Annotated in this window: 22 protein-coding genes and 1 riboswitch; of the genes, 6 read left to right on the top strand and 16 right to left on the bottom strand. The window is 70.7% G+C overall.

What is annotated here, in order from left to right:
• Positions 1 to 14: 14 nt before the first annotated feature.
• Entirely contained in the window at positions 15 to 1,484 is a 1,470-nt protein-coding gene (locus SY2F82_RS28855; protein ID WP_200422078.1) for an aldehyde dehydrogenase family protein, read from the bottom strand.
• 208 nt (positions 1,485 to 1,692) lie between these two features.
• Between SY2F82_RS28855 and purU the strand changes: the two genes are divergently transcribed.
• On the top strand, positions 1,693 to 2,565 hold the full coding sequence (gene purU, locus SY2F82_RS28860; RefSeq protein ID WP_200422079.1) for a formyltetrahydrofolate deformylase: 873 nt from the start codon (positions 1,693 to 1,695) through the stop codon (positions 2,563 to 2,565).
• A 124-nt stretch (positions 2,566 to 2,689) separates the two neighbouring features.
• On the opposite strand, the gene SY2F82_RS28865 is transcribed toward purU, so the two are convergent.
• Together SY2F82_RS28865 and betA are read right to left on the bottom strand one after the other, a co-directional pair.
• A complete protein-coding gene (locus tag SY2F82_RS28865) occupies positions 2,690 to 3,523 on the bottom strand; it encodes a 5,10-methylenetetrahydrofolate reductase (protein ID WP_200422080.1) in 834 nt (277 codons plus the stop codon).
• 3 nt (positions 3,524 to 3,526) lie between these two features.
• Positions 3,527 to 5,197 (bottom strand): choline dehydrogenase, encoded by a 1,671-nt coding sequence (gene betA / locus SY2F82_RS28870; RefSeq protein WP_200422081.1) that lies wholly within the window; start codon positions 5,195 to 5,197, stop codon positions 3,527 to 3,529.
• Between the two features lie 155 nt (positions 5,198 to 5,352).
• Between betA and SY2F82_RS28875 the strand changes: the two genes are divergently transcribed.
• Positions 5,353 to 6,150: an IclR family transcriptional regulator gene (locus tag SY2F82_RS28875; RefSeq protein ID WP_236041848.1), complete on the top strand. Its 798-nt coding sequence runs from the start codon at positions 5,353 to 5,355 to the stop codon at positions 6,148 to 6,150.
• A 48-nt stretch (positions 6,151 to 6,198) separates the two neighbouring features.
• Here the strand turns inward: SY2F82_RS28875 and SY2F82_RS28880 are convergent, their stop codons facing one another.
• The 5 genes from SY2F82_RS28880 to SY2F82_RS28900 form a co-directional block, all read right to left on the bottom strand.
• Positions 6,199 to 7,332 (bottom strand): aromatic ring-hydroxylating dioxygenase subunit alpha, encoded by a 1,134-nt coding sequence (locus SY2F82_RS28880; RefSeq protein ID WP_200422082.1) that lies wholly within the window; start codon positions 7,330 to 7,332, stop codon positions 6,199 to 6,201.
• A 129-nt stretch (positions 7,333 to 7,461) separates the two neighbouring features.
• Positions 7,462 to 8,664 (bottom strand): NAD(P)/FAD-dependent oxidoreductase, encoded by a 1,203-nt coding sequence (locus SY2F82_RS28885; RefSeq protein WP_200422083.1) that lies wholly within the window; start codon positions 8,662 to 8,664, stop codon positions 7,462 to 7,464.
• Positions 8,661 to 9,023 (bottom strand): bifunctional 3-phenylpropionate/cinnamic acid dioxygenase ferredoxin subunit, encoded by a 363-nt coding sequence (locus tag SY2F82_RS28890; protein WP_200422084.1) that lies wholly within the window; start codon positions 9,021 to 9,023, stop codon positions 8,661 to 8,663. Before SY2F82_RS28890 ends, SY2F82_RS28885 begins: the two co-directional genes overlap by 4 nt.
• A gap of 245 nt (positions 9,024 to 9,268) precedes the next feature.
• Positions 9,269 to 9,898 (bottom strand): MBL fold metallo-hydrolase, encoded by a 630-nt coding sequence (locus tag SY2F82_RS28895; protein WP_200422085.1) that lies wholly within the window; start codon positions 9,896 to 9,898, stop codon positions 9,269 to 9,271.
• Positions 9,898 to 10,983: an S-(hydroxymethyl)mycothiol dehydrogenase gene (locus tag SY2F82_RS28900; RefSeq protein WP_200422086.1), complete on the bottom strand. Its 1,086-nt coding sequence runs from the start codon at positions 10,981 to 10,983 to the stop codon at positions 9,898 to 9,900. The genes SY2F82_RS28895 and SY2F82_RS28900 overlap by 1 nt, the downstream gene beginning before the upstream one ends.
• Before the next feature lie 703 nt (positions 10,984 to 11,686).
• Here SY2F82_RS28900 and SY2F82_RS28905 point away from each other — a divergent pair.
• A complete protein-coding gene (locus SY2F82_RS28905) occupies positions 11,687 to 12,412 on the top strand; it encodes a 1-acyl-sn-glycerol-3-phosphate acyltransferase (protein WP_200422087.1) in 726 nt (241 codons plus the stop codon).
• A gap of 74 nt (positions 12,413 to 12,486) precedes the next feature.
• Here the strand turns inward: SY2F82_RS28905 and SY2F82_RS28910 are convergent, their stop codons facing one another.
• The 8 genes from SY2F82_RS28910 to SY2F82_RS28945 form a co-directional block, all read right to left on the bottom strand.
• Entirely contained in the window at positions 12,487 to 14,085 is a 1,599-nt protein-coding gene (locus SY2F82_RS28910; protein ID WP_200422088.1) for an alpha/beta hydrolase, read from the bottom strand.
• 139 nt (positions 14,086 to 14,224) lie between these two features.
• Positions 14,225 to 14,989, bottom strand: coding sequence for an urease accessory protein UreD (locus tag SY2F82_RS28915; protein ID WP_200422089.1), 765 nt, complete (start codon positions 14,987 to 14,989; stop codon positions 14,225 to 14,227).
• Positions 14,977 to 15,654, bottom strand: coding sequence for an urease accessory protein UreG (gene ureG / locus SY2F82_RS28920; RefSeq protein ID WP_200422090.1), 678 nt, complete (start codon positions 15,652 to 15,654; stop codon positions 14,977 to 14,979). Before ureG ends, SY2F82_RS28915 begins: the two co-directional genes overlap by 13 nt.
• A gap of 186 nt (positions 15,655 to 15,840) precedes the next feature.
• Complete coding sequence (locus tag SY2F82_RS28925) at positions 15,841 to 16,515, bottom strand: urease accessory protein UreF (protein WP_200422091.1); 675 nt, start codon at positions 16,513 to 16,515, stop codon at positions 15,841 to 15,843.
• Positions 16,515 to 18,236 carry an urease subunit alpha gene (locus SY2F82_RS28930; protein WP_200422092.1) on the bottom strand — a complete coding sequence of 574 codons (1,722 nt, stop codon included), beginning with the start codon at positions 18,234 to 18,236 and terminating at the stop codon, positions 16,515 to 16,517. Before SY2F82_RS28930 ends, SY2F82_RS28925 begins: the two co-directional genes overlap by 1 nt.
• Positions 18,229 to 18,540, bottom strand: coding sequence for an urease subunit beta (locus SY2F82_RS28935; RefSeq protein WP_200422093.1), 312 nt, complete (start codon positions 18,538 to 18,540; stop codon positions 18,229 to 18,231). Before SY2F82_RS28935 ends, SY2F82_RS28930 begins: the two co-directional genes overlap by 8 nt.
• Positions 18,541 to 18,553: 13 nt before the next feature.
• Positions 18,554 to 18,856 carry an urease subunit gamma gene (locus SY2F82_RS28940; RefSeq protein WP_200422094.1) on the bottom strand — a complete coding sequence of 101 codons (303 nt, stop codon included), beginning with the start codon at positions 18,854 to 18,856 and terminating at the stop codon, positions 18,554 to 18,556.
• A 386-nt stretch (positions 18,857 to 19,242) separates the two neighbouring features.
• Positions 19,243 to 19,518 carry a type II toxin-antitoxin system Phd/YefM family antitoxin gene (locus tag SY2F82_RS28945; protein ID WP_200422095.1) on the bottom strand — a complete coding sequence of 92 codons (276 nt, stop codon included), beginning with the start codon at positions 19,516 to 19,518 and terminating at the stop codon, positions 19,243 to 19,245.
• A gap of 166 nt (positions 19,519 to 19,684) precedes the next feature.
• Here SY2F82_RS28945 and SY2F82_RS28950 point away from each other — a divergent pair, with 166 nt between their 5' ends.
• The 3 genes from SY2F82_RS28950 to SY2F82_RS28960 all read left to right on the top strand — a co-directional run bounded on the left by SY2F82_RS28950 (position 19,685) and on the right by SY2F82_RS28960 (position 21,621).
• Positions 19,685 to 20,320, top strand: coding sequence for an ATP-dependent Clp protease proteolytic subunit (locus tag SY2F82_RS28950; protein WP_200422096.1), 636 nt, complete (start codon positions 19,685 to 19,687; stop codon positions 20,318 to 20,320).
• A 7-nt stretch (positions 20,321 to 20,327) separates the two neighbouring features.
• Complete coding sequence (locus tag SY2F82_RS28955; protein WP_200422097.1) at positions 20,328 to 20,633, top strand: hypothetical protein; 306 nt, start codon at positions 20,328 to 20,330, stop codon at positions 20,631 to 20,633.
• A gap of 315 nt (positions 20,634 to 20,948) precedes the next feature.
• Positions 20,949 to 21,144, top strand: a riboswitch (cyclic di-AMP (ydaO/yuaA leader).
• A gap of 3 nt (positions 21,145 to 21,147) precedes the next feature.
• Positions 21,148 to 21,621 carry a C40 family peptidase gene (locus SY2F82_RS28960; RefSeq protein WP_200422098.1) on the top strand — a complete coding sequence of 158 codons (474 nt, stop codon included), beginning with the start codon at positions 21,148 to 21,150 and terminating at the stop codon, positions 21,619 to 21,621.
• The last annotated feature ends 230 nt before the right edge of the window (positions 21,622 to 21,851 follow it).

Raw genomic sequence — 21,851 nt, forward strand, 5'->3', positions numbered from 1 at the left:
CCTCTTTTCGGCGTTCAGCCGCGGAACCAGTGCTGCGGCCGGGGTTGGATGTTCTGCCAGACGTGCTTTGGCTCTCGGTATTCGTCGAGTCCGGTCGGTCCCAGCTCCCGGCCGACGCCCGAGTGCCCGAAGCCACCCCATTCCGCTTGCGGCACGTAGGGGTGGTAGTCGTTGATCCAGACCGTGCCGTGGCGCAGCCGGCGAGCGACCCGCTGGGCCTTGCCGGCGTCCTGCGTCCAGACGGCGCCGGCGAGTCCGTACTCCGTGTCGTTGGCGATGCGGACGGCGTCGTCCTCGTCACGGAAGCGCTCGACGGTGAGCACGGGGCCGAAGGACTCCTCGTGCACCACCCGCATGTCCTGCCGGCACTCGTCGAGGACGGTGGGCGGATAGTAGAAGCCGCCCGCCAGCGCGGGGTCGTCGGGGCGCTCGCCGCCGCAGCGCAGTACGGCACCCTCGGCGAGCCCTGCGGCGACGTACGCCTCGACCTTCTCCCGGTGCTGTGCGGAGATCAGCGCCCCGGTCTCGGCCTGGGGGTCGAACGGGCCGCCGAGCCGGATGAGCCGGGCGCGGCGCACGATCTCGTCGACGAAGGCGTCGTGCAGGGAGTCCTCGACGATCAGGCGGGCGCCGGCCGAGCAGACCTGGCCGGAGTGCAGGAAGACGGCGGTGAGCGCGAAGTCGACCGCCGTGTCGAAGTCGGCGTCGGCGAAGACCACGTTGGGGTTCTTGCCGCCGAGTTCCAGGGCGACCTTCTTCACCGTCGCGGCGGCAGCGGCCATGATGCGCCGCCCGGTCTCAAGGCCCCCGGTGAAGGACACCATGTCGACGTCCGGGTGCTCCGACAGGGGCGCGCCGGCCTCCGCTCCGGCACCCAGGACGAGGTTGGCCGCGCCGGCCGGGAGCCCGGCCTCCTCGAGCGCCTTCATCAGCAGGATCGAGGTGGAGGGCGTGAGCTCGCTGGGCTTGAGCACGATGGTGTTGCCCGCGAGAAGCGCCGGGGCGACCTTCCAGGACGCCTGGAGCAGGGGGTAGTTCCAGGGGGTGATCAGTCCGCAGACGCCGACGGGTTCGTAGGTGACCCGGCTGAGGGCGTCGTCGCGGCCGGTGTCGACCACCCGGCCGGCGCCGGTGCCGGCGATGCCGCCGTAGTAGCGGAAGCAGGAGACGACGTCGGCGATGTCGTACTCGCTCTCGACCAGGCGCTTGCCGGTGTCGAGCGACTCCGCGCGGGCGAACTCCTTGGCGTCGCGCTCGAGGATGTCGGCGGTGCGGAGCAGCAGGGCGCCGCGCTCGCGCTCGGGGGTGCGCGGCCAGGGGCCTGCGTCGAAGGCGCGCCGGGCCGCGGCGATCGCGGCCTCGGTGTCGGCGCGTGTCCCCTCGGACACGGTCGCGACCGGCGTGCCGTCGGCGGGACAGCGGATCTCCCGGTGACCTCCGGCCACCGCCTCGCGCCATTCTCCGTCCACATACAGGTCTGCCACGCGCGGAGCCCTTCGACCGATTCGTTGCGCATCGCGCATCGAATTGCTTGTGGGGGAACCCTGACCGAAGGGCCGACGTACGTCAAGAGGTCCCGCCGTTTTCACAAGGGCGGAACGTCCCCCGTCTTGACCGCCGACCGCCTTCGCCCCAACTATGTTGCGTATTGCTCATCGCGTTGTGCATTACGCATCAGACGGAGGCCTGCGCATGTCCCCTCGACCGCAACCCGGCGACGAGTACGTCCTCACCTTCTCCTGCCCGGACAGAGCCGGACTGGTCCATGCCGTGAGTGGCTTCCTGGTCAGGAACTCGGGCAACATCCTGCAGAGCCAGCAGTTCGACGACCGCCTTCAGGACCGCTTCTTCATGAGGGTCCACTTCAATGTGTCCGATCCGGACATCACCCTGGAACATCTGCGTTACCGCTTCGGCCCCGTCGCGGAGGCCCACGGCATCTCCTGGACCCTCCAGGACGCCGCGACGCCGACGCGGACGCTGATCATGGTCTCGAAGTTCGGTCACTGCCTCAACGACCTGCTCTTCCGCCGCCGCACCGGCGCCCTCAACATCGAGATCCCCGCCATCGTCTCCAACCACCGGGACTTCGAGGCCCTGGCGGAGACCTACGGCATCCCCTTCCACCACATCCCGGTGACCAAGGAGACCAAGCCCGAGGCCGAGGCGCGGCTGCTGGAGCTGGTGCGGGAACTGGACGTCGACCTCGTGGTCCTGGCCCGCTACATGCAGGTGCTCTCCGACGACCTGTGCAAGGAGCTGGAGGGCCGTGCCATCAACATCCACCACTCCTTCCTGCCGAGCTTCAAGGGCGCGAAGCCCTACCAGCAGGCGTACGAGCGCGGCGTGAAGCTGGTCGGCGCGACGGCCCACTATGTGACGCCGGACCTGGACGAGGGCCAGATCATCGAGCAGGACGTGGTCCGGGTGGACCACTCCCTCGACCCTGACGAACTCGTCACGGTCGGCCGCGACGTCGAGGCCCAGGTCCTGGCCCGCGCGGTGAAGTGGCACACCGAGAGCCGCGTGATGGTGGACGGCAGCCGCACGGTGGTCTTCCGCTGAGGCACCCCTGCCGATCGGGCGGGGCCGGAACCACCGGGGTTCCGGCCCCGCCCGATGTTCGTACGCGGCTGTTGTTACGACTGTCCGATGTATACGGCTGTCCGACGTATACGGCTGTCCGGGCTCAGCCGAGCCTTTCGAGCAGTGCGCGGCGCCAGCGCTCGGTCTCCGCGATCTGGTTGAAGGTGAACAGATGCAGGCCCGTCACGCCCGCCGAGGGCGCCGTGAGCGTCTCCGCCGCGCGCGTGAGCAGTCTCTCCGGCGCGTACCCGCCCGGCGTCGCGAACCGCAGGAACCACGACGGGTGCCGGCTCAGGAAGCGCGTCGACTCCCCCACCCCGATCTTCGTCGCCATGGACAGCAGCTTCGCCCGCTGCACCGGCCCGGCGACCCCCACGTACACGGGCAGCGCGACGTCCCGGCGCCTTATCCGGTCGATCCAGTCGCCGAGCACGCGCGGGTCGAAGCACAGGTTGCTGACGATGTACGTGGCGTGCGCGCGCTTGTCCCACATCGCCTGGATGGTGATGTCGTCGTGGATGAGCGGATGGCTCTCCGGGTAGCCGGTGATCCCGATGTGCGCGAAGGGCCTGCCCAGCTCGCCGAGCCTGCGCAGCACCGGCAGGGCCCCGTCGTACGGCCCGGCCGGCGGATCGGCGTCGCCCGCCGGCACGAACACGTCGTCGACACCCGCCGCACGCAGCCGCTCGGCGACGTCCTTCAGGTGCGTGTCGTCCCGCAGCAGCCGCGCGGGCACGTGCGGGACGACGCGGAAGCGGTGCGCGGTGAGCCGCTCGGTGAGGGCGAGGGTCGGCTCCAGGCCCTTGACCGGCGACGCCGTGACCGTGACCACGACGTCGCGCGGGACATGGGCGAGGACCTTCTCCTCGGTCGCCTTCGCCGGCAGCACCTCGTAGCGGACGCGGTCGAGCAGCGCCCGCAGGGCCTCGGCGCCCAAGGCCTACCCGGCCTGCTTCTGGGCGTCGCGGTGCCGGTAGTAGGCAGCCTTGGAGGGTGGCAGCGGCTCCCTGCCGAGGATGAGGTCGGCCGCCTTCTCGGCGATCATCATCACCGGGGCGTAGATGTTGCCGTTGGTGACGTACGGCATCACCGACGCGTCCACCACGCGCAGCCCCTCCAGGCCGTGCACCTTCATGCTCAGCGGGTCGACGACGGACATGTCGTCGGTGCCCATCTTGCAGGTGCACGAGGGGTGCAGGGCGGTCTCGCCCTCCTTGGCGACCCAGGCGAGGATCTCCTCGTCGGTCTCGACGGAGGGTCCCGGCGAGATCTCGCCGCCGTTGTAGGGGGCGAGCGCGGGCTGGTTGAGGATCTGGCGGGCGACGCGGATGGCCTCGACCCACTCGCGGCGGTCCTGCTCGGTGGACAGGTAGTTGAAGCGCAGGGCGGGGTGCTCGCGCGGGTCCTTGCTCTTGATCTTCACGGAGCCGATGGCGTCGGAGTACATGGGCCCGACGTGCACCTGGTAGCCGTGGCCGCCGGCCGGTGAGGACCCGTCGTAGCGGACCGCGACGGGCAGGAAGTGGAACATCAGGTTGGGGTACTCGACGTCCTCGTTGCTGCGGGCGAAACCGCCGGCCTCGAAGTGGTTGGTGGCCGCCGGGCCCTTGCGGAACAGCCACTGCAGCCCGATGAAGGGGGCGCGCCACTTCGCCATGTACGGCTGCATGGAGACGGGCTGCTTGCAGGCGTACTGGACGTACACCTCCAGGTGGTCCTGCATGTTCTCGCCGACACCCGGCAGGTCGTGGACGACGTCGATGCCGAGGGCGGACAGCTCGGCGGCGTTGCCGACGCCGGAGAGCTGGAGCAGCTGCGGGGAGTTGATGGCACCGCCGCACAGGATGACCTCACCGGCCCTGACCTGCTGGGGCGCGCCACGGCCGTGCCGGTACTCGACACCGACGGCGCGCTCGCCCTCGAAGAGGACCCGGGTGACGAAGGCGCGGGTCCTCACCGTGAGGTTCGGCCGCTTCATCGCCGGCTTGAGGTACGCCTTCGAGGCCGACAGCCGACGCCCGCGGTGGACATTGCGGTCGAACTTGGCGAAGCCCTCCTGCCGATAGCCGTTGACGTCGTCCGTGGGGGCGTAGCCCGCCTCCTGGGTGGCCTTGAGGAAGGCGGTGAACAGCGGGTTGGTCGCCGGCCCGCGCTCGAGGACGAGGGGGCCGTCGTGACCGCGGAACTCATCGTCGGGGTTGGCCGCGAGACAGTTCTCCATCCGCCGGAAGTACGGCAGACAGTGCGCGTAGTCCCAGGTCTCCATGCCGGAGTCGGCGGCCCAGCGCTCGTAGTCCATCGGGTTGCCGCGCTGGAAGATCATGCCGTTGATGCTGCTGGAGCCGCCCAGCACCTTGCCGCGGGCGTGGTAGATGCGCCGGCCGCCCATGTGGGGTTCGGGCTCGGACTCGTACTTCCAGTCGTAGAAGCGGCTGCCTATCGGGTAGGTCAGCGCCGCGGGCATGTGGATGAACACGTCCCAGGGGTAGTCGGAGCGGCCCGCCTCCAGCACGAGCACCCGGTTTCCGGGGTCGGCCGAGAGCCGGTTCGCCAGTGCGCTGCCGGCTGATCCACCGCCGACGATGACGAAGTCGTAATGCAGGGGAGCCATGGTGCCTCGTCTCGCTCGCTCGCGCCGTCGATACGCGGGGCATGCTAGTACGGGTATCGCTATACGCACTAGGTTGCGGCACGCGCAACTTGCAGCGTCTTCGTTTCCCGGAGGTTACTTGCATGGTCGTTGTTTACTGCGCGTATAGTTTCACCATGGGCAACTTGAGTCCGGATACCGAAACGAACGGTTCACAGGCCGGCGGAGTGCAGTCCGTCGACCGCGCCATCAGTGTGCTCGAGATCCTGGCCCAACGCGGCGAGGCGGGCGTCAGCGAGGTGGCCGCCGAGATCGATGTCCACAAGTCCACCGCGTTCCGGCTGCTCGGCGCCCTTGAGTCGCGCGGTCTGGTGGAGCAGTCGGGCGAGCGCGGCAAGTACCGGCTCGGCTTCGGCATCGTACGCCTGGCGGGCGCGGTCACGGGGCGCCTCGACCTCACCCAGCAGGGCCGTCCGGTGTGCGAGCGCCTCGCGGAGGAGATCGGCGAGACGGTCAACATCGCCGTCATGCAGGAGCACTACGCGATCAACCTGTACCAGGTGCGTGGTCCCGCAGCCGTCGCCGCGCACAACTGGGTCGGGGAGCTGACCCCGCTGCACGCCACCTCGAGCGGCAAGATCCTGCTGGCCCACCTGCCCGCCAAGGAGCGCGCCGCACTGCTGGCGGAGGCGGGGCTGAAGAAGGTGACTCCCCACACGATCACCGCGAAGACGAAGCTGGAGAAGCACCTCGCGGAGGCCCGTGAGCGGGGCTACGCCTGGACGCTGGAGGAGCTGGAGATCGGACTGCACGCGATGGCGGCGCCGATCCGTGACCGCGAAGGCCAGGTCATCGCGTCGATCAGCGCCTCCGGGCCCTCGTACCGGTTCACCGAGGAGCGCATGCACGAGCTCGCTCCGGTGCTCCTCAAGGGCGCCGAGGAGATCAGCCACCGCATGGGGTACCTCGGCTGAGCGTGCTCGCGCGGGCGCGCCGGCCGCGGGCCCCCCGCCTCGCCGGGACTACTCCGGCTGCCGGGTGCCGAGGCGCTCGTGCACCCAGTCGTGGAAGGCGCCGATGTGGTGCTCACTCGGCACGAGCACGCCGCCCTTGGCGTACAGCCGGGAGCTCATACCGGGCTGCGTGCGCTCACAGGCGTCGAAGTCCTGGCGGTTGACGCGGTCGAAGAGCTCCACGGACCGGCTGACGTCCTTGCCGCTCTCCACCACGCCCGGCAGATAGAGCCAGTCGCACTCGACGATCGTGCGGTCGACCGCCACCGGGTACATGCGGTGGAAGATCACGTGGTCGGGCACCAGGTTGATGAAGACCTGCGGCTTGACGGTGATCGCGTAGTAGCGGCGGTCCTGCTCCTCGGAGACCCCGGGGATACGGTCCAGGCCCTCGGAGCCGTCGACGGTGAAGCCCTGGATCTCCTCGCCGAACTCGGCGCCGTGGCCGACGTAGTACTGGGCCGCGTAACCGTCCGCGAACTCAGGGAGCACCTCGGTCAGCTCCGGGTGGATCGTGGCGCAGTGGTAGCACTCCATGAAGTTCTCGATGATGAGCTTCCAGTTCGCCTTGACGTCGTAGACGATCCGCTTGCCCACCGCCAGGTTGTCGATGTCGTAGCGCTCGATCGACTCGACGTCACCGAGGCGGGTGATCACCTCGCCGATGACGTCCTCCTCGAAGGAGGGCGGGTTCTCCGCGAGGCACACCCAGACGTAGCCGAGCCATTCGCGAACGGCCACGCTCACCAGGCCGTACTCGGTGCGGCCGACGTCGGGCATCTTCGTGAGGTTGGGCGCCGCGACGAGCTTGCCGTTCAGGTCGTAGGTCCACGCGTGGTACGGGCACTGGAAGGCGCGCTTGACCTCGCCGGTCTCCTCCGTGCAGAGCTTGGCGCCACGGTGCCGGCAGACGTTGAAGTAGGCGCGTATGGAGTTGTCCCGGGCCCGGGTGACGAGGATGCTCTCGCGGCCCACGTCGACGGTGCGGAAGGCGCCGGGCTTGGGCAGGTCGGACGCCCGGGCGACGCAGAACCACATCGTCTCGAAGATGCGCTCCTGTTCCTGGGCGAAGATGCCGGGGTCCGTGTAGGAGGAGCCGGGGAGGGTGGCGATCAGGCTGTCCGGCAGGCTTGTCGAGGTCACGCTGCACTCCTCGGGAAACGTCGTGGAAGGGTAGGGCACGCGCCGGGAAGAGCGACTTCGGGCGGCGTTGTGTATGAAGCAACGCTGCGTGTCATATGCAACGCAGCATGAGAGGCCGCATCAGCGGTGTCAAGACCTGGCCGCGGTGAACTGCTTGCGCCACCGGGTGAACAGTCTCGGCTGGTTCATCCCGAGCACGGCGACCGGCGTACCGGCCCTGCGGTAGACGGCCAGGAAACTCCGCTCGTCGGGAGCGCCTTCCTCGACCGTCACACTGTCGGCACCGGCGGCATGGCCGACGAACTGGATCTTCACGCCGTACTGGTCGGACCAGAAGTACGGCGGCCGCGGCACGCCCGGCTGCGTCGCGCCGTACGCGAGCAGCGTGGCCACCGCCGCGTCGGGCCGCTCCAGTGCGCCCGTCCAGTGCTCCACTCGCCGGTGGATTCCGGTGTGCGGGTCGTACCAGTTGGCGCAGTCGCCGACGGCGACGACTCCGGCGAGGCTGGTGCGGCCGTCGGCCCCGCACTTCACGCCGTTGTCGAGTTCGACGCCGGATCCCTCGAGCCACTCGACGCAAGGACGCGCGCCCACACCCACGACGACGGTGTCGGCGGGGATGCTGCGGCCGTCCTCGAGCAGCACGGCGTCCACCCTGGCCCGGACTCCGTCCGGAGGGACCCCCATCTCGCTCCGCTCGCCCCCGCTCAGCCCTTTGACCCCCACCCCGCACAGGAGCCGTACGCCGTGGTCGGTGTGGAGGGCGGAGACGATGCCGCCCATCACCTCGCCGAGCGGTCCCGCCAGTGGCGTCGGCGCCGCCTCGACGACCGTGACGTCGAGGCCGAGGGCGTAGGCGGTGGACGCGACCTCGGCGCCGATGAATCCGCCGCCGATCACCACCAGCCGTCCGCCGCGGGCCAGGTCGTCGCGCAGGGCGCGGGCGTCGTCCAGGGTGCGCAGCACATGGACGCCGGCGAGGCCCTCGGTGCCGGGCAGCGTGCGCGCGGCCGCACCGGTCGCGATGACCACGCCGTCGGCACGGATCTCCCGGCCGTCGGCGAGCCGGATCGCCCGCTCGGTGCGGTCGAGCCCGGTGGCGCGGGTGCCGAGCACCCATTCCGCCTGCAGGTCCTCGTCGTCCCTCTCCAGCGCGAGATCCGCTTCGCCGAGGGTGCCGGCGAGGAACTCCTTGGACAGCGGCGGCCTGTCGTACGGGCGGTGGGGCTCGTCGCCGATGACGACCAGCCGACCGTCGTACCCCCGTTTCCGCAGCGAGCGCGCGGCCGACAGTCCGGCCAGCGAGGCGCCCACCACGGCGACGGTCCTCACGCGGGGCCTCCGGCCAGGCGGGAGGCGATGCAGGGCGGCAGGTTGGGGGCCTCGGTCGACAGCTGGACGTAGATCATGCCGTCCTCGACCAGGACCTCGTGGGTCCGCACCGGCAGCTTGGCCGGCGGGGCGTCCACCGCTCCGGTCCTCAGGTCGAACTTGGAGGCGTGCAGCGGGCATTCCACCTCGCAGCCCTCCAGCCAGCCGTCGGCGAGCGAGGCGTCCTGGTGGGTGCAGGTGTCGTCGATGGCGAAGAGCTCGCCGTCATCGGTGTGGAACACCGAGACCGGCGGGTCGATGTCGAGCCGGTGGGCCTCGCCTCGCGGCAGATCCGCGAGACGGCACGCGGGAATCATCATGACACCTCGGTGCGTATAGCGAAACGGATTGCGATTAGCGCAACGCCAGTCTGCGGGCCGCCCTGAACCGTTGTCAAGGCGTCCAAGGCCCGCATCGAGCCGGGTCCGCGGCCCGTTTTCCGCGCACGGCGAAGCGGCCTCGAAAGCGGAGGTGAGCAGGCGCGACAGGCGTGGCGCAGGGCAGCGACGGCCTCGCCGCCGGCGACGTCGTCGGACGTCACCGGGGCGAGGCCGTGAGGCGGCGGTCAGAAGCCGCGGTCGATCCACTCCTGAAGGTGCGGCGCTTCGGCGCCGATGGTGGTCGTCTCCCCGTGGCCGGTGTGCACGACGGTGTCGCCGGGCAGTGCGAGGAGGCGTCGACCGATCGAGTCGATGATGGTGGGGAAGTCGCTGTACGACCGCCCCGTCGCCCCCGGACCGCCGGCGAAGAGCGTGTCGCCGCTGAAGAGGGCGCCGAGAGCCGGGGTGTACAGGCAGACGGCGCCCGGGGCGTGGCCGGGCGTGTGGAGCACGGTCAGCTCGGCACCCGCGACCACCAGGGTCTGCCGGTCGGCCAGTTCCGCGTCGGGCGCCCGGTCCGGATGGGTCTGCTTCCACAGCGGCAGGTCGTCGGGGTGCAGGAGAACCGGGGCGCCGGTACGGTCGGCGAGGGCGGGGGCCGCGTCGATGTGGTCGTTGTGGGCGTGGGTGCACACGATCGCCGTCAGGCGCCGGTCGCCGACGGCGGCGGCGATGGCGTTGGCGTCGTGTGCGGCGTCGATGACGATCACCTCGTGGTCGTCGCCGACGATCCACACGTTGTTGTCGACGTCCCAGGTGCCGCCATCGAGCGTGAACTGCCCGGAGGTGACGAGCCGTTCGATGCGCGCGCCCATCACAGCACCACCACCGAGCGCAGCACGTCCCCGTGGTGCATGCGCTCGAAGGCCTTCTCGACCTCGTCCAGTGCGATCGTCTCGGTGACGAAGGCGTCCAGGTCCAGGCGGCCCTGCAGATAGAGGTCGATGAGCATGGGGAAGTCGCGGGAGGGCAGGCAGTCGCCGTACCAGGACGACTTCAGCGCACCTCCCCGGCCGAAGACGTCCAGCAGCGGCAGCTCCAGCTGCATCTCCGGGGTCGGCACGCCGACCAGGACGACCGTGCCGGCCAGATCGCGGGCGTAGAAGGCCTGCCGGTAGGTCTCCGGACGGCCCACCGCCTCGATGACGACATCGGCGCCGAACCCGCCGGTCAGGTCCCGGATCGCCGCCACCGCATCGGTCTCCCTGGAGTTGACCGTGTGGGTCGCGCCCAGCTTCTTCGCGGTGGCCAGCTTGCGGTCGTCGATGTCCACCGCGATGATCTTCGCCGCGCCCGCCAGGTTCGATCCGACGACCGCCGCGTCCCCGACGCCGCCGCAGCCGATGACGGCCACGCTGTCACCGCGTCCCACGTTCCCGGTGTTGATCGCCGCACCGATGCCCGCCATCACTCCGCACCCCAGCAGTCCGGCGGCGGCGGCCGACGCCGCCGGGTCCACCTTGGTGCACTGCCCGGCCGCCACCAGCGTCTTCTCGGCAAAGGCGCCGATGCCCAGCGCGGGCGACAGCTCCGTGCCGTCGGTCAGGGTCATCTTCTGCTTCGCATTGTGCGTGTTGAAGCAGTACCACGGCCGCCCGCGCAGACAGGCGCGGCACTGGCCGCACACCGCACGCCAGTTGAGGATGACGAAGTCACCGGGCGCCACGTCCGGAACGCCCTCGCCCACCGCCTCGACCACGCCCGCGGCCTCATGTCCCAGCAGGAAGGGGAAGTCGGCACTGATGCCACCCTCGCGGTAGTGCAGATCCGTGTGGCAGACGCCGCAGGCCTCTATCTTGACCAGCGCCTCGCCCGGACCGGGGTCGGGCACGACGATCGTTTCCAGGCTGACGGGGGCACCCTTGCCCCGGGCGACGACAGCACGGACCTGGTGAGCCATGGCCACTCCTCGGCTGACAGAAGATCGAGATGTTGCCTATTACGACACGCATCTCGTATTTCGCAACACAGCATCGTGGAGAGCGCAGCAGCGGTCAAGGATCCGTCCTGCAATCCGACGGAGGCTGTAGGCGTCGGTCCGGGCACGGGCGGACGCTGTAGGCGTCGGTCCGGGCACGGGCGGACCGCATCGCGCCGGCAGGGGTGACGCACTGCGCTGCGCGGAGCGGCGGGCACGCCACTGTCCGCGGCGCTGTTCGAAGGTCACCGACCTGCTCGCGACCGGTGGCAGCAAGCGGTGAGACCGGTCTGCACGCACCTTCGGCCCGACGGTCTCGGGCGACCCGGCGGGGCCGGCCGGCGGCGGTCGGGGGCGGGAGGCCGTCGGCGAGGGCGGTGGGCATACGGCGCACGGCGTTGTTCGAACATGAGACGACTCGGACGAGGACGGCCGTGAGAAGCTGATGCCGGACGATCCAGCAGCGCAACCAGGCAGGTGCGACGGTGCGCCCATGCCCGCATGACGCGACGCCGGCATCACCGGACTGACCGGGTGTCAGCAAAGTCGGCAAAGGGGCGGCATGAGTCCGGCCAAAGGCGGTTACAGATGACTACAGTCGCACCTGGGCCAACCCTCGGGATGCTGGCCTCGACCTGGGAAAAGCGCCGGTTTGCAGCCGACCTGGCAGAGTGAGGGGCCAGCCGTGTTCTATTATCTGCTCAAATACGTCTTTCTCGGACCGCTGCTGAGACTGGTCTTCCGGCCGCGTATCGAGGGCCTCGAACACGTTCCGGCTCAGGGGCCCGCCATCATCGCCGGCAACCATCTCTCCTTCTCCGACCACTTCCTGATGCCCGCCATCCTCAAACGGCGCATCACCTTCCTCGCCAAGGCCGAGTACTTCACCGGGCCCGGCATCAAGGGCCGGCTCACCGCCGCGTTCTTCCGCAGCGCCGGTCAGATCCCGGTGGACCGCTCCGGCAAGGAGGCCGGGCAGGCCGCGATCCGCGAGGGCCTCGGCGTCCTCGACAAGGGTGAACTGCTGGGCATCTACCCGGAGGGCACCCGCTCCCACGACGGCCGCCTCTACAAGGGCAAGGTGGGCGTCGCGGTGATGGCCCTCAGGGCGAAGGTGCCGGTCATCCCCTGCGCGATGATCGGCACCTTCGAGGCACAGCCGCCGGGCCAGGTCATCCCGAGCATCCACCCCGTGGTGATCCGCTTCGGCAAGCCCCTGGACTTCTCCCGCTACGCCGGCATGGAGAACGAGAAGGCCGTCCTGCGAGCCATCACCGACGAGATCATGTACGCCATCCTCTCCCTGTCCGAGCAGGAGTACGTCGACCAGTACGCGGCGGTCGTCAAGGCGGAGGAGGCGACGGAGAACGCGGAGAGGGCCCGCAAGCTCCCGCGGCTGCCGCTGAGTTGAGGGCGCGTCGGCGGACGACGAAGGGGCGGCCGGGATCGGCCGCCCCTTCGCGCGCGTGTGGCGAGGACCGCGTACTACGGCTTCGGCGTGGCGTGCGGCGCGCACGTCACGTCGGCGCCGTCCGTCCGGCCGGTGAGCAGGTAGGTGTCGACCCGGTTGTTGATGCACGGGTTGACCAGACCGGTCACACCGTGGGAGCCCGCGTCCTTCTCGATGATCAGGCGGGAGCCCTTGAAGCGCTTGTGGAGCTCGACCGCGCCGTCGAAGGGCGTCGCGGCGTCACGGGTGGACTGCACGATCAGGACGGTCGGCAGGCCCTTGCCGGTCCCCACGTCGACCGGGTTCTGCTGCTTGACGGGCCAGGTGGCGCACGGCAGGTTCATCCATGCATTGGCCCAGGTCATGAACGGGTAGTCCTTGTTGAGCCGGGTGTTGTCCCGGTCCCACTTCCGCCAGCTCTTCGGCCACTTCGCGTCGGTGCACTCGACGGCCGTGTAGACGGCGTTGCCGTTCTCGGAGGCGATGTTGCCCGCCGTGTCCGACAGGTCCGGCGCCGCCGCGTCGACGAGCGCCTTGGTGTCTCCGGCGACGTACTTGCTGAAGACGGTGGCGACCGGCACCCACGAGGAGTCGTAGTACGGGGCGCTCTGGAAGAAGGAGATCAGCTCGGCCGGGCCGACGACACCGCCGATCGGGCTCTTCTTCGCGGTGGCGCGCAGCTTCAGCCACTTCTCCTGCACCGCCGCGCGGGTCGTGCCCAGGTGGAAGGAGGCGTCGTTGGCGGCGACCCAGTCCTCCCAGTCCTTCCAGCGGCCCTCGAAGGCGACGTCCTGGTCGAGGTTGGCCTGGTACCAGATCTTCTCGCGCGACGGGTTGACCACGCTGTCGACGATCATGCGCCGGAGGTGGCCCGGGAAGAGCGTGCCGTAGACGGCGCCCAGGTAGGTGCCGTACGACACGCCCAGGTAGTTGAGCTTCTTCTCGCCCAGCGCGGCACGGATGACGTCCAGGTCGCGCGCGGTGTTGGGCGTGGTCATCTGCTGGAGCATCGCGCGGCCGGTGCGCTCCAGGCAGCCCTCCGCGTACTCCCGCGCCAGCTTGCGCTGAGCGAGCTTGTCCGCCTCGGAGTCGGGAACCGGGTCCGCCTTCGGCGCCTTCACGAACTCCTGCGGGTCCGCGCAGGAGATGGGCGCGGAGTGGCCGACGCCGCGCGGGTCGAAGCCGACGAAGTCGTACGCCTTCGCCACGTTGGCCCAGACGGGGTTCTTGGTGGTGACCCGGCGCGGGAAGCGCAGTCCGGAACCGCCGGGTCCGCCCGGGTTGTAGACGAGGGCGCCCTGGCGCTCCTGCTTGGTGCCCGTGTTCCCGATGCGGTCGACGGCGAGCCTGATCTGCTTGCCGTTCGGGTGGGCGTAGTCGAGCGGGACGGTCACCCAGCCGCACTGGATGGGCTTCTCCAGCCCCCAGTCGGCCGGGCAGTCCTGCCAGTCGATCCCGTCCTTGGCGGCCCGTGCGGCGGCGATCGCGGCGCCCCGGGCCTCCCGGTCCTGGCCGTGGCGCGAGTCGGCGGTGGCCGACGGTGCCGCCACGGCGCCGGCTATCAGCGTCGCCGTGACGAGCGCCCCCGCTGAGCCGAGCGCGGACGCTCGCCTCGTCGGTCTGATTCCCCTCAAGTGGGACCTCCCCGTACATCGTTGCGATGGGTACGGGGGATCCTTTCGGCTGCGAGCTCCCTGAGAACAGGGGGTATTTGACTTTCTTTACCAATCCGATAACCGGTACAGCGCTGTCCGTTGAGCGGAGAGTCGGGTTTCAGCCAAGTGCGCCCAACGCCTCGTCCAGCGTCCGCCGCAGCCGCAGCGCGTCGGGCGCGACCGCGGTGACGAGCACACCGGGCCCGGCCAGCGGGGTGAGCGCCGCGCACTCCCCGAGCGGCCGTGCCGTCGCCGGCGTTCGCTCGAAGTCGGGCCGTACGACGACCAGTTGCCCGAGTGCCCGATGCCCCGCCAGCACGGCGGGCCCGTCCCAGCCGCCGGGGGCGCCCGGCCCGCAGGCCACCTCCTGGTCGAGCAGCGGCCGTCCGTCAAGCCGTACGGTGAGACGGCTGGTGAGTCGCCCGGGCTCCTCACCGGCGCGCCCGAGGACCTGTTCCTCGCGGAAGACGAGACGGGCTCCCGGCGCGAGGTCGATGCGCGAGGAGACGTACAGCTCGCTTTGGCTGGCCGAAATCAACTGTTCGGGCAGCCAGTGCAGTTCACCGTCGGCGGCCACGTCGAGCCGGACGTCGTAACGCGCCTCGCCCTTCGCCTGACCGGGCAGTGCGATGGTCGCGGCGGCCGATCCGACGTGCAGCAGGGCGCCGCCTCCCACCTCGGCCTCGACGGTGAGGTGGTCCCCGCCGAGTGGCCCGCTCATCGCGCCGACGAGCATCACGCGCGCCTCATCGCCCCGCGCCCGCGTCCGGCGCAGCGCGAGCGGCCCCTCGCCGGCCAGCACCGGCAGGGCCGTACCGCCCCGGCCGTCGTCCCGGGCCACGATCCGCGCGGTGGCCCGTACCCCCGTGGTCACGCCGCCCATGCGGCGAGCCGCTGCCGCACCCAGTCGGCGACGGCGCCGACACCGGCCTCACCGCGCAACGACTGGAGGACGACGGGCAGCTCACCCCGCTGCGCCTTGGCGTCGGCGGCCATCCGGGCGAGGTCGGAACCGACGTACGGCGCCAGGTCGGTCTTGTTGACGACGAGCAGATCGGCGGTGGTGACACCGGGACCGCCCTTGCGCGGGATGTCGTCCCCGCCGGCGACGTCGATCACGAAGATCTGCGCGTCGACGAGCCCCTTGGAGAAGGTGGCGGTGAGGTTGTCGCCGCCGGACTCGACGAGGACGAGGTCGAGCGGCCCGACGGCGTCCTCAAGGTCCTCGACGGCTTCGAGGTTGGCGGAGATGTCGTCCCGGATGGCGGTGTGCGGACAGGCGCCGGTCTCGACGGCGGTGATCCGCTCGGGCGGCAGCACGCCCTCCCGCAGCAGGAACTCGGCGTCCTCCCGGGTGTAGATGTCGTTGGTCACGACGGCGAGCGACAACTCGTCCCGCAGGGCCCGGCAGAGCGCGGCGACGGTGGCGGTCTTCCCTGACCCGACGGGCCCGCCGAGCCCGATGCGCAGGGCACGGCGGGATCCGTCGGGGCGGTGCGCGTCGGCGCTGAGGGCCGAGGGACCGGGGTGGGTGTGGTCAAGGTGCATGGAAGCGGCTCCACAAGTCTCAATACACGGTGCCCTTTTCAGCCGGGCCGAGCATCCATCAGCCGGCGTTCGAGGACGAGGCCGTTCAGGCCGATGGGGGTCAAGGGGCGGAGCCCCTGGCGGGGTCGGAGGGGCGGAGCCCCCTGGGGTGGGAACGGGCGAGGGCGGCGGGGGGCGACACACCTCCTATGACGCGAACAGACGTACAGGCCAAGCGGCATGCGCCTCCGCACCGATCTCCAGCAGCGGCGCGGAGGCGGCAGGCAGCGCATCGACGCCTTCGTCGACGACGCGACGTGCGGTATCGCTCGCCTGACGCGCCACGAGATCCAGCTCCGGCGCCAACCGGGCGAGCACCGCCGTGGCGTCGAACGGATCCAGGCTCAGCAACCGCACCACGGCCGTGGCCGGCCCACTCACACTCTCGTACGCGGAGCAGTATGCGGCGTCCTCTGCCCCCAACCCCGCCGCACGAGCCGCGACGCCCAGCACAACCGGCTGATGCGTCCCCTTGGGAAACTCCCGCGCCACCGCGTCCAGTTCCCCGGAAGGCCACGCGGCCCGAGCGGCCCGCATCAGCTGCCGCCCCAGCCTGCGCGCGGCGACACGCAGCGCGGCCGACGGCGTACGGGCGTCCGCCGCGGCGTCCAGGGCGGCCGGGTCGACACCGAGCGCGGCCGCCGCGGCCAGCGAGGCGGCCACCAGCCCGGCCGTGTGCAGCCGCCCGCGGCAGAAGTCCTCCAGGCTCGCGGCCCCGGTGATCCGTCCCGCGCGGACGGCCGCCTCGGCCCCGCCGGAGTGGGCGTGCCCTCCGGCGGGGAAGCGGCCGTCGGCCAGGACGAGAAGCGCTGCCCGGGACATCAGAAGAGGAAGTAGCGCTGGGCCATGGGCAGTTCGGCGGCGGGTGTCGCCTCGACCAGCTCGCCGTCGATGTGGACGGCGAAGCTGTCCGGGTCGACCTCGACCCGCGGCCGCGCGTCGTTCTCGCGCATGTCCGCCTTGGTGACGCCGCGCGTCGACTCGATGGCCACGAACCTCTTCCCCAGTGCCAGCCGCTCCGGCAGCCCGTCCTCGAGGGCGAGCGGCGCCACGAAGTTGAACGAGTTGGACGCGGGCGCGCGCCCGATCGCCCCGTACATCGGGCGCGGCAGGATCGGCTGCGGGGTCGGGATGGACGCGTTGGCGTCGCCCATCTGGGCGTACGCGATCTGCCCGCCCTTGATCACGAGCTGTGGCTTGACGCCGAAGAACGCGGGCTCCCACAGCACGAGGTCGGCGAGCTTGCCGGTCTCGACGGATCCGATCTCGCGGGCGAGGCCCTGGGCGAGAGCCGGGTTGATCGTGTACTTGGCGACATAGCGACGTACGCGGTGGTTGTCCGCGCGGCCGTCGCCCGGCAACGCGCCCCGCCGCCGCTTCATCACATGGGCGGTCTGCCAGGTCCGCAGGACGACCTCGCCGACGCGCCCCATGGCCTGGGAGTCGGACGAGATGATCGAGATGGCGCCCAGGTCGTGGAGGATGTCCTCCGCCCCGATCGTGGACGGCCGGATCCGTGACTCCGCGAAGGCCAGGTCCTCCGGGACGGCGGGGTTCAGGTGGTGGCAGACCATCAGCATGTCGAGGTGTTCCTCGGCGGTGTTGACGGTGAACGGCCGGGTGGGGTTGGTGGAGCTGGGCAGCACGTGCGGCTCGGACACCACGGTCATGATGTCCGGAGCGTGCCCGCCGCCCGCGCCTTCGGTGTGGTAGGCGTGGATGCCGCGGCCGTTGATCGCGGCGAGGGTGTCACCGACGAACCCGGCCTCGTTGAGCGTGTCCGTGTGGATGGCGACCTGGATGCCGGTGCGGTCCGCGACGGTCAGGGCGGCGTCGATGACGGCCGGCGTGGAGCCCCAGTCCTCGTGCAGCTTCAGGCCGAGGGCGCCGCCGCGGATCTGGGAGAGCATCGCGTCGTGCGAGACGGTGTTGCCCTTGCCGAGGAGGCCGATGTTGAGCGGGTGGCCCTCCATGGCCTCCAGCATCCGGGCGAGGTGCCAGGGGCCGGGCGTGACGGTGGTCGCCTTGGAGCCCTCGGCGGGTCCCGTACCGCCGCCGACCAGCGTGGTGACACCGGCGGCGAGGGCCTCGTCGGCGATCTGGGGGCAGATGAAGTGGACGTGCGCGTCGATGGCGCCGGCGGTCAGGATGCGGCCGTTGCCGGCGATGATCTCCGTCTCCGGGCCGAGCACCAGGTGGGGGTGGACCCCGTCCATGGTGTCCGGGTTGCCGGCCTTGCCGATCGCCGTGATGCGGCCGTCGCGGATGCCGACGTCCGCCTTGACGATGCCCCAGTGGTCGATGATGACGGCGCCGGTGATGACGGTGTCGGGGGTGCCGTCCGCGCGGGTGGCGCGGGACTGGCCCATGGATTCCCGGATGACCTTGCCCCCGCCGAACACGGCCTCGTCACCGGCGAGCCCGGGACCGCCGGAACGATCCTCCTCGATCTCGATCAGGAGGTCGGTGTCGGCGAGCCGGATGCGGTCCCCGGTGGTCGGGCCGAACAGGTCGGCGTACGCGGCGCGCGAGATCTCAGGCATCGAGGGCACCTCCGGTCTCCCCGCGCAGTCCGGGCACGACACGGGCTCCGGCGAGCGGGACGAGTTCGACGTCCACGGGGATGCCGGGCTCGAAGCGCACGGCGGTCCCGGCGGCGATGTTCAGCCGCTTGCCGCGCGCGGCGGCCCGGTCGAAGTCCAGACCGGGGTTGGCCTCGGCGAAGTGGTAGTGGGAGCCGACCTGGACGGGCCGGTCGGCGGCGTTGAGGACGGTGAGCCGGGTGACCTCGCGGCCCTCGTTGTAGACGATCGGGCCGTCGTCGAACAGGATCTCTCCGGGAATCATGCGGCCTCCCCCGTCAGACGATCGGGTCGTGGACGGTGACGAGCTTGGTGCCGTCCGGGAAGGTCGCCTCGACCTGGACGTCGTGGATCATCTCGGGGACGCCCTCCATGACGTCGTCCCGGGTGAGCAGCTTGCGCCCGGAGGCCATGAGCTCGGCCACGGTACGTCCGTCGCGAGCGCCTTCGAGGATGTGCGACGTGATGAGCGCTACCGCCTCGGGGTGGTTGAGCCTCAGCCCCCGCTCCCGGCGCTTCTCGGCGACGTCGGCCGCCACATGGATCAGCAGCCTCTCTTGCTCGTGCGGGGTCAGTTGCACGTCCCACCTCACAGTCCTCGCTCCGGACCGTGCGGGGCCCGGTTGCCGCAGCCACGGGGCAAAGTCCCTGGTGGCGTGGAGGGGCAGGCTAATTGCACCGGGTTTCGGGCACGTTAACCGGGGATCTGCGGCCACTGCGCCGGGGGGCGACGCCAGGCGCGAGTCCGCCGGGTCGCTCGCCGAAGCGCGCATCCGGCGGCACCGCTCGCCGAGCCCGGGTCCGAGTCCGGCGACACGCCGTCCATCGCCCCTGGACCTCCTACAGGGGCCTTCGCCCGCCGTCAGGAGGCGCACGGCCGCCGGCTCCCGTGAAGGCGCCCGGCCACCGGCTCCCGTGAAGGCGCCCGGCCACCGGCTCACGTGGAGGCGCCCGGCCGTCGGCCCCGTCAGGAGGCGTCCGGCCGCCGGTGTTCCGCAGCGATGCCGAAGCGGTGACGTTCGCGGGGGGCGGAGCCGGCCTCGCGGACGCTGGAGACCGAGCTGATCACCTGCTCCTCCGCGGCGTCCAGCTCGGCGAGCCGCTCGAGGTCGGCGGCGGAGACCAGGGCGACGAGAGGCTTTCCGTGCCGCGTCACGACGACGCGCTCGCCGCCGTACACCACGCGGTTGATCAGATCGGCGAGCTCAGCCCTGGCTTGCGTCACCGGAATCTCGTAGGCCATGACGTCCAGCTTAGACCGAGGCCTCCACCGGCCTCCCGGGATGGAAGCGGGCCCGTGGGCGGGCTCGGTCCGTCGCGCAGCCGTTTTCGCTGACAGCATGCTTCCCACCCATAGAAACGTACGTCCTGTACATTTTCTACGAAGCCAGCCCGAGGAGGCGCATGTCATGAACCGACCGTCCGCCCGCCATGTCCTGCCCGAGTTCACCGAACGCACCGGCTACGGCCACCGGACCCTCGATCCGTACGCGAAGCTTCTCGAGGAGCGGATCGTGTTCCTCGGAACGCCGGTCGACGACACGTCGGCCAACGACGTGATGGCGCAGTTCATGCACCTGGAGTACCTGGACCCCGACCGGGACATCTCGCTGTACATCAACTCCCCCGGCGGCTCCTTCAGCGCGATGGCCGCCATCTACGACACGATGCAGTACGTAGGCTGCGACGTGGAGACGATCTGCCTGGGACAGGCGGCGTCCGCCGCGGCCGTCCTGCTCGCCGGCGGCACACCCGGCAAGCGGTTCGCGTTGCCCGGCGCCCGTATGGTCATCCACCAGCCGTCCCTGCCGGAGCCGGTTCAGGGGCAGGCCACCGATCTGTTCATCCAGGCCGACGAGCTGATGCGGATCCGCGGCCGCCTGGAGGAGATGCTCGTCCGGCACACCGGGCAGAGCCCCGAGCGGATCGCCGCCGACATCGAGCGGGACACGATCTTCGACGCGCCGGCGGCGGTGGAGTACGGCCTGATCGACCGCGTCATCCCGAGCCGCAGGGCCTCGCGCACCACACCCGGCGCGAGGTGAGCCGCGGATGCTGCCACCGGAACTGCCCCCGCTGCCCGCGCTGACCCGGGCCGAGGCGGAGTTGATCGACCGTTACCTCGACGTGGTCGACCTGCTCGGCCGTATCAACCCGGCACACTCCGGGGACACCTACCGTGGTCTGCGCGCCGCCCAGGCCCTGGTGACCAAGGCGACGGCGCTGCGCGAGGCGCTGACGCTGATGCACCAGCGCGGGGAGAACGAGCTGCACGGGCCCACTCTCGCCCGGGCCCTCCGCGTCCTCGACGGCGAGCGCCGCGCGGCCCGCGTCACGGTGCCGCCGGACCCGGACTGACGGAGAGTGAGCCCTCCGCGCGCGACGCACGGTTGCCGGAGCGGGCCGAACGGGGTACCGCCGGCTGGGTAGTTCTCTGTCCTCCCGGTGGCCCGGAGGAGTCGCACAACGTGTGGAGCGCCAGGGCGCAATGACCTGCTCCGGTGCAGGTCCGGGCCTCGTCCGCCCTCTCAACCCCCTTCGAACAAAAGGTTGTCCACCCGAACGGGCGAGTGGTGAGTAATGCCACAAACCCCCGATTCCGTTGTGATTTTCCGACGCCTTTAGGTGAAGATCCCTTCCTGACGACAAGCCCCCGCCACCGCGGCGGGGCGGTCCGGGCGGACGCCGAGTCCTGCCGCCGCCCGGATGACCGGTCGACAGGAGTGGATCGGCAGGAGTGGAGGACCCAGCAAGGCGGGCCGCCGGAGAGATCCGGGCGGTCCTTGGGGTGAAGCCGCGTCAGCGGCCGGGCTACTTCGCCAGCCCGAATCCGACAGGTCATCCTTCACAGGCGGCTGACGAAGGGTTGCGCATGACTGCGCTCAATCGAGTCCCGTCGCTGCTGGGCCGGGCCGGAACGGCCTCCGCCCTCACCATCGCCGCCGTCGGCGGCAGCATCGCGGTGCCCGGCATCGCCTCCGACGCGTCCGCCGTGACCCCGGCGACGAAGGCACTGCAGGTCGCGGCGTCCAAGAAGGGATCCCCCTACCAGTACGGCGCCGTGGGACCGCGTCGCTTCGACTGCTCGGGGCTGACGCTGTACGCGTTCAAGAAGGCGGGCAAGACCCTGCCCCGGACGGCGGCGGCGCAGTACAACAAGACGCGGCACATCTCCGCCTCCCAGCGGCAGGCCGGGGACCTGGTGTTCTTCCACTCGGGCCGGAACGTCTACCACGTCGGCATCTACGCCGGGAAGGGCAAGATCTGGCACTCCCCGAAGACCGGGGCGGTCGTCAGGCTGGAGAAGATCTGGACGAAGAGCGTCTGGTACGGCCGCGTCCGCTGAGGCCGTACGGCGGGGTGACGGCGGTTGTCTGCCGTCACCCCGGCGCGCTCAGGCTCCTCGAGCCCACCGAGCCCGTCAAGCCCAGCTGACGCAGAGGGCGCGCACGGCACAGGTGGCACAAGGGCGCACAGGGCGCTGGAACCCCACAGGCGCGGCACGCGAACGTGTCGCGGACGCCCGCGCCCGTCACCCGCACGAGCGACCGTCGGTAGCCTCCGTCCTGCCACGGA

The sequence above is a fragment of the Streptomyces sp. Y2F8-2 genome, from assembly GCF_014905555.1.
Classification (GTDB): domain Bacteria; phylum Actinomycetota; class Actinomycetes; order Streptomycetales; family Streptomycetaceae; genus Streptomyces; species Streptomyces cynarae.

What these genes read in the sequence shown, in the direction of transcription:
- purU (WP_200422079.1), top strand. Translation starts at nt 1,693, where the DNA reads ATGTCCCCTCGACCGCAACCCGGCGACGAGTACGTCCTCACCTTCTCC.
- betA (WP_200422081.1), bottom strand. Translation starts at nt 5,197, where the DNA reads ATGGCTCCCCTGCATTACGACTTCGTCATCGTCGGCGGTGGATCAGCC.
- SY2F82_RS28875 (WP_236041848.1), top strand. Translation starts at nt 5,353, where the DNA reads ATGGGCAACTTGAGTCCGGATACCGAAACGAACGGTTCACAGGCCGGC.
- SY2F82_RS28890 (WP_200422084.1), bottom strand. Translation starts at nt 9,023, where the DNA reads ATGATGATTCCCGCGTGCCGTCTCGCGGATCTGCCGCGAGGCGAGGCC.
- SY2F82_RS28895 (WP_200422085.1), bottom strand. Translation starts at nt 9,898, where the DNA reads ATGGGCGCGCGCATCGAACGGCTCGTCACCTCCGGGCAGTTCACGCTC.
- SY2F82_RS28900 (WP_200422086.1), bottom strand. Translation starts at nt 10,983, where the DNA reads ATGGCTCACCAGGTCCGTGCTGTCGTCGCCCGGGGCAAGGGTGCCCCC.
- SY2F82_RS28915 (WP_200422089.1), bottom strand. Translation starts at nt 14,989, where the DNA reads ATGGGCGGCGTGACCACGGGGGTACGGGCCACCGCGCGGATCGTGGCC.
- ureG (WP_200422090.1), bottom strand. Translation starts at nt 15,654, where the DNA reads ATGCACCTTGACCACACCCACCCCGGTCCCTCGGCCCTCAGCGCCGAC.
- SY2F82_RS28925 (WP_200422091.1), bottom strand. Translation starts at nt 16,515, where the DNA reads ATGTCCCGGGCAGCGCTTCTCGTCCTGGCCGACGGCCGCTTCCCCGCC.
- SY2F82_RS28930 (WP_200422092.1), bottom strand. Translation starts at nt 18,236, where the DNA reads ATGCCTGAGATCTCGCGCGCCGCGTACGCCGACCTGTTCGGCCCGACC.
- SY2F82_RS28935 (WP_200422093.1), bottom strand. Translation starts at nt 18,540, where the DNA reads ATGATTCCCGGAGAGATCCTGTTCGACGACGGCCCGATCGTCTACAAC.
- SY2F82_RS28945 (WP_200422095.1), bottom strand. Translation starts at nt 19,518, where the DNA reads ATGGCCTACGAGATTCCGGTGACGCAAGCCAGGGCTGAGCTCGCCGAT.
- SY2F82_RS28950 (WP_200422096.1), top strand. Translation starts at nt 19,685, where the DNA reads ATGAACCGACCGTCCGCCCGCCATGTCCTGCCCGAGTTCACCGAACGC.
- SY2F82_RS28955 (WP_200422097.1), top strand. Translation starts at nt 20,328, where the DNA reads ATGCTGCCACCGGAACTGCCCCCGCTGCCCGCGCTGACCCGGGCCGAG.
- SY2F82_RS28960 (WP_200422098.1), top strand. Translation starts at nt 21,148, where the DNA reads ATGACTGCGCTCAATCGAGTCCCGTCGCTGCTGGGCCGGGCCGGAACG.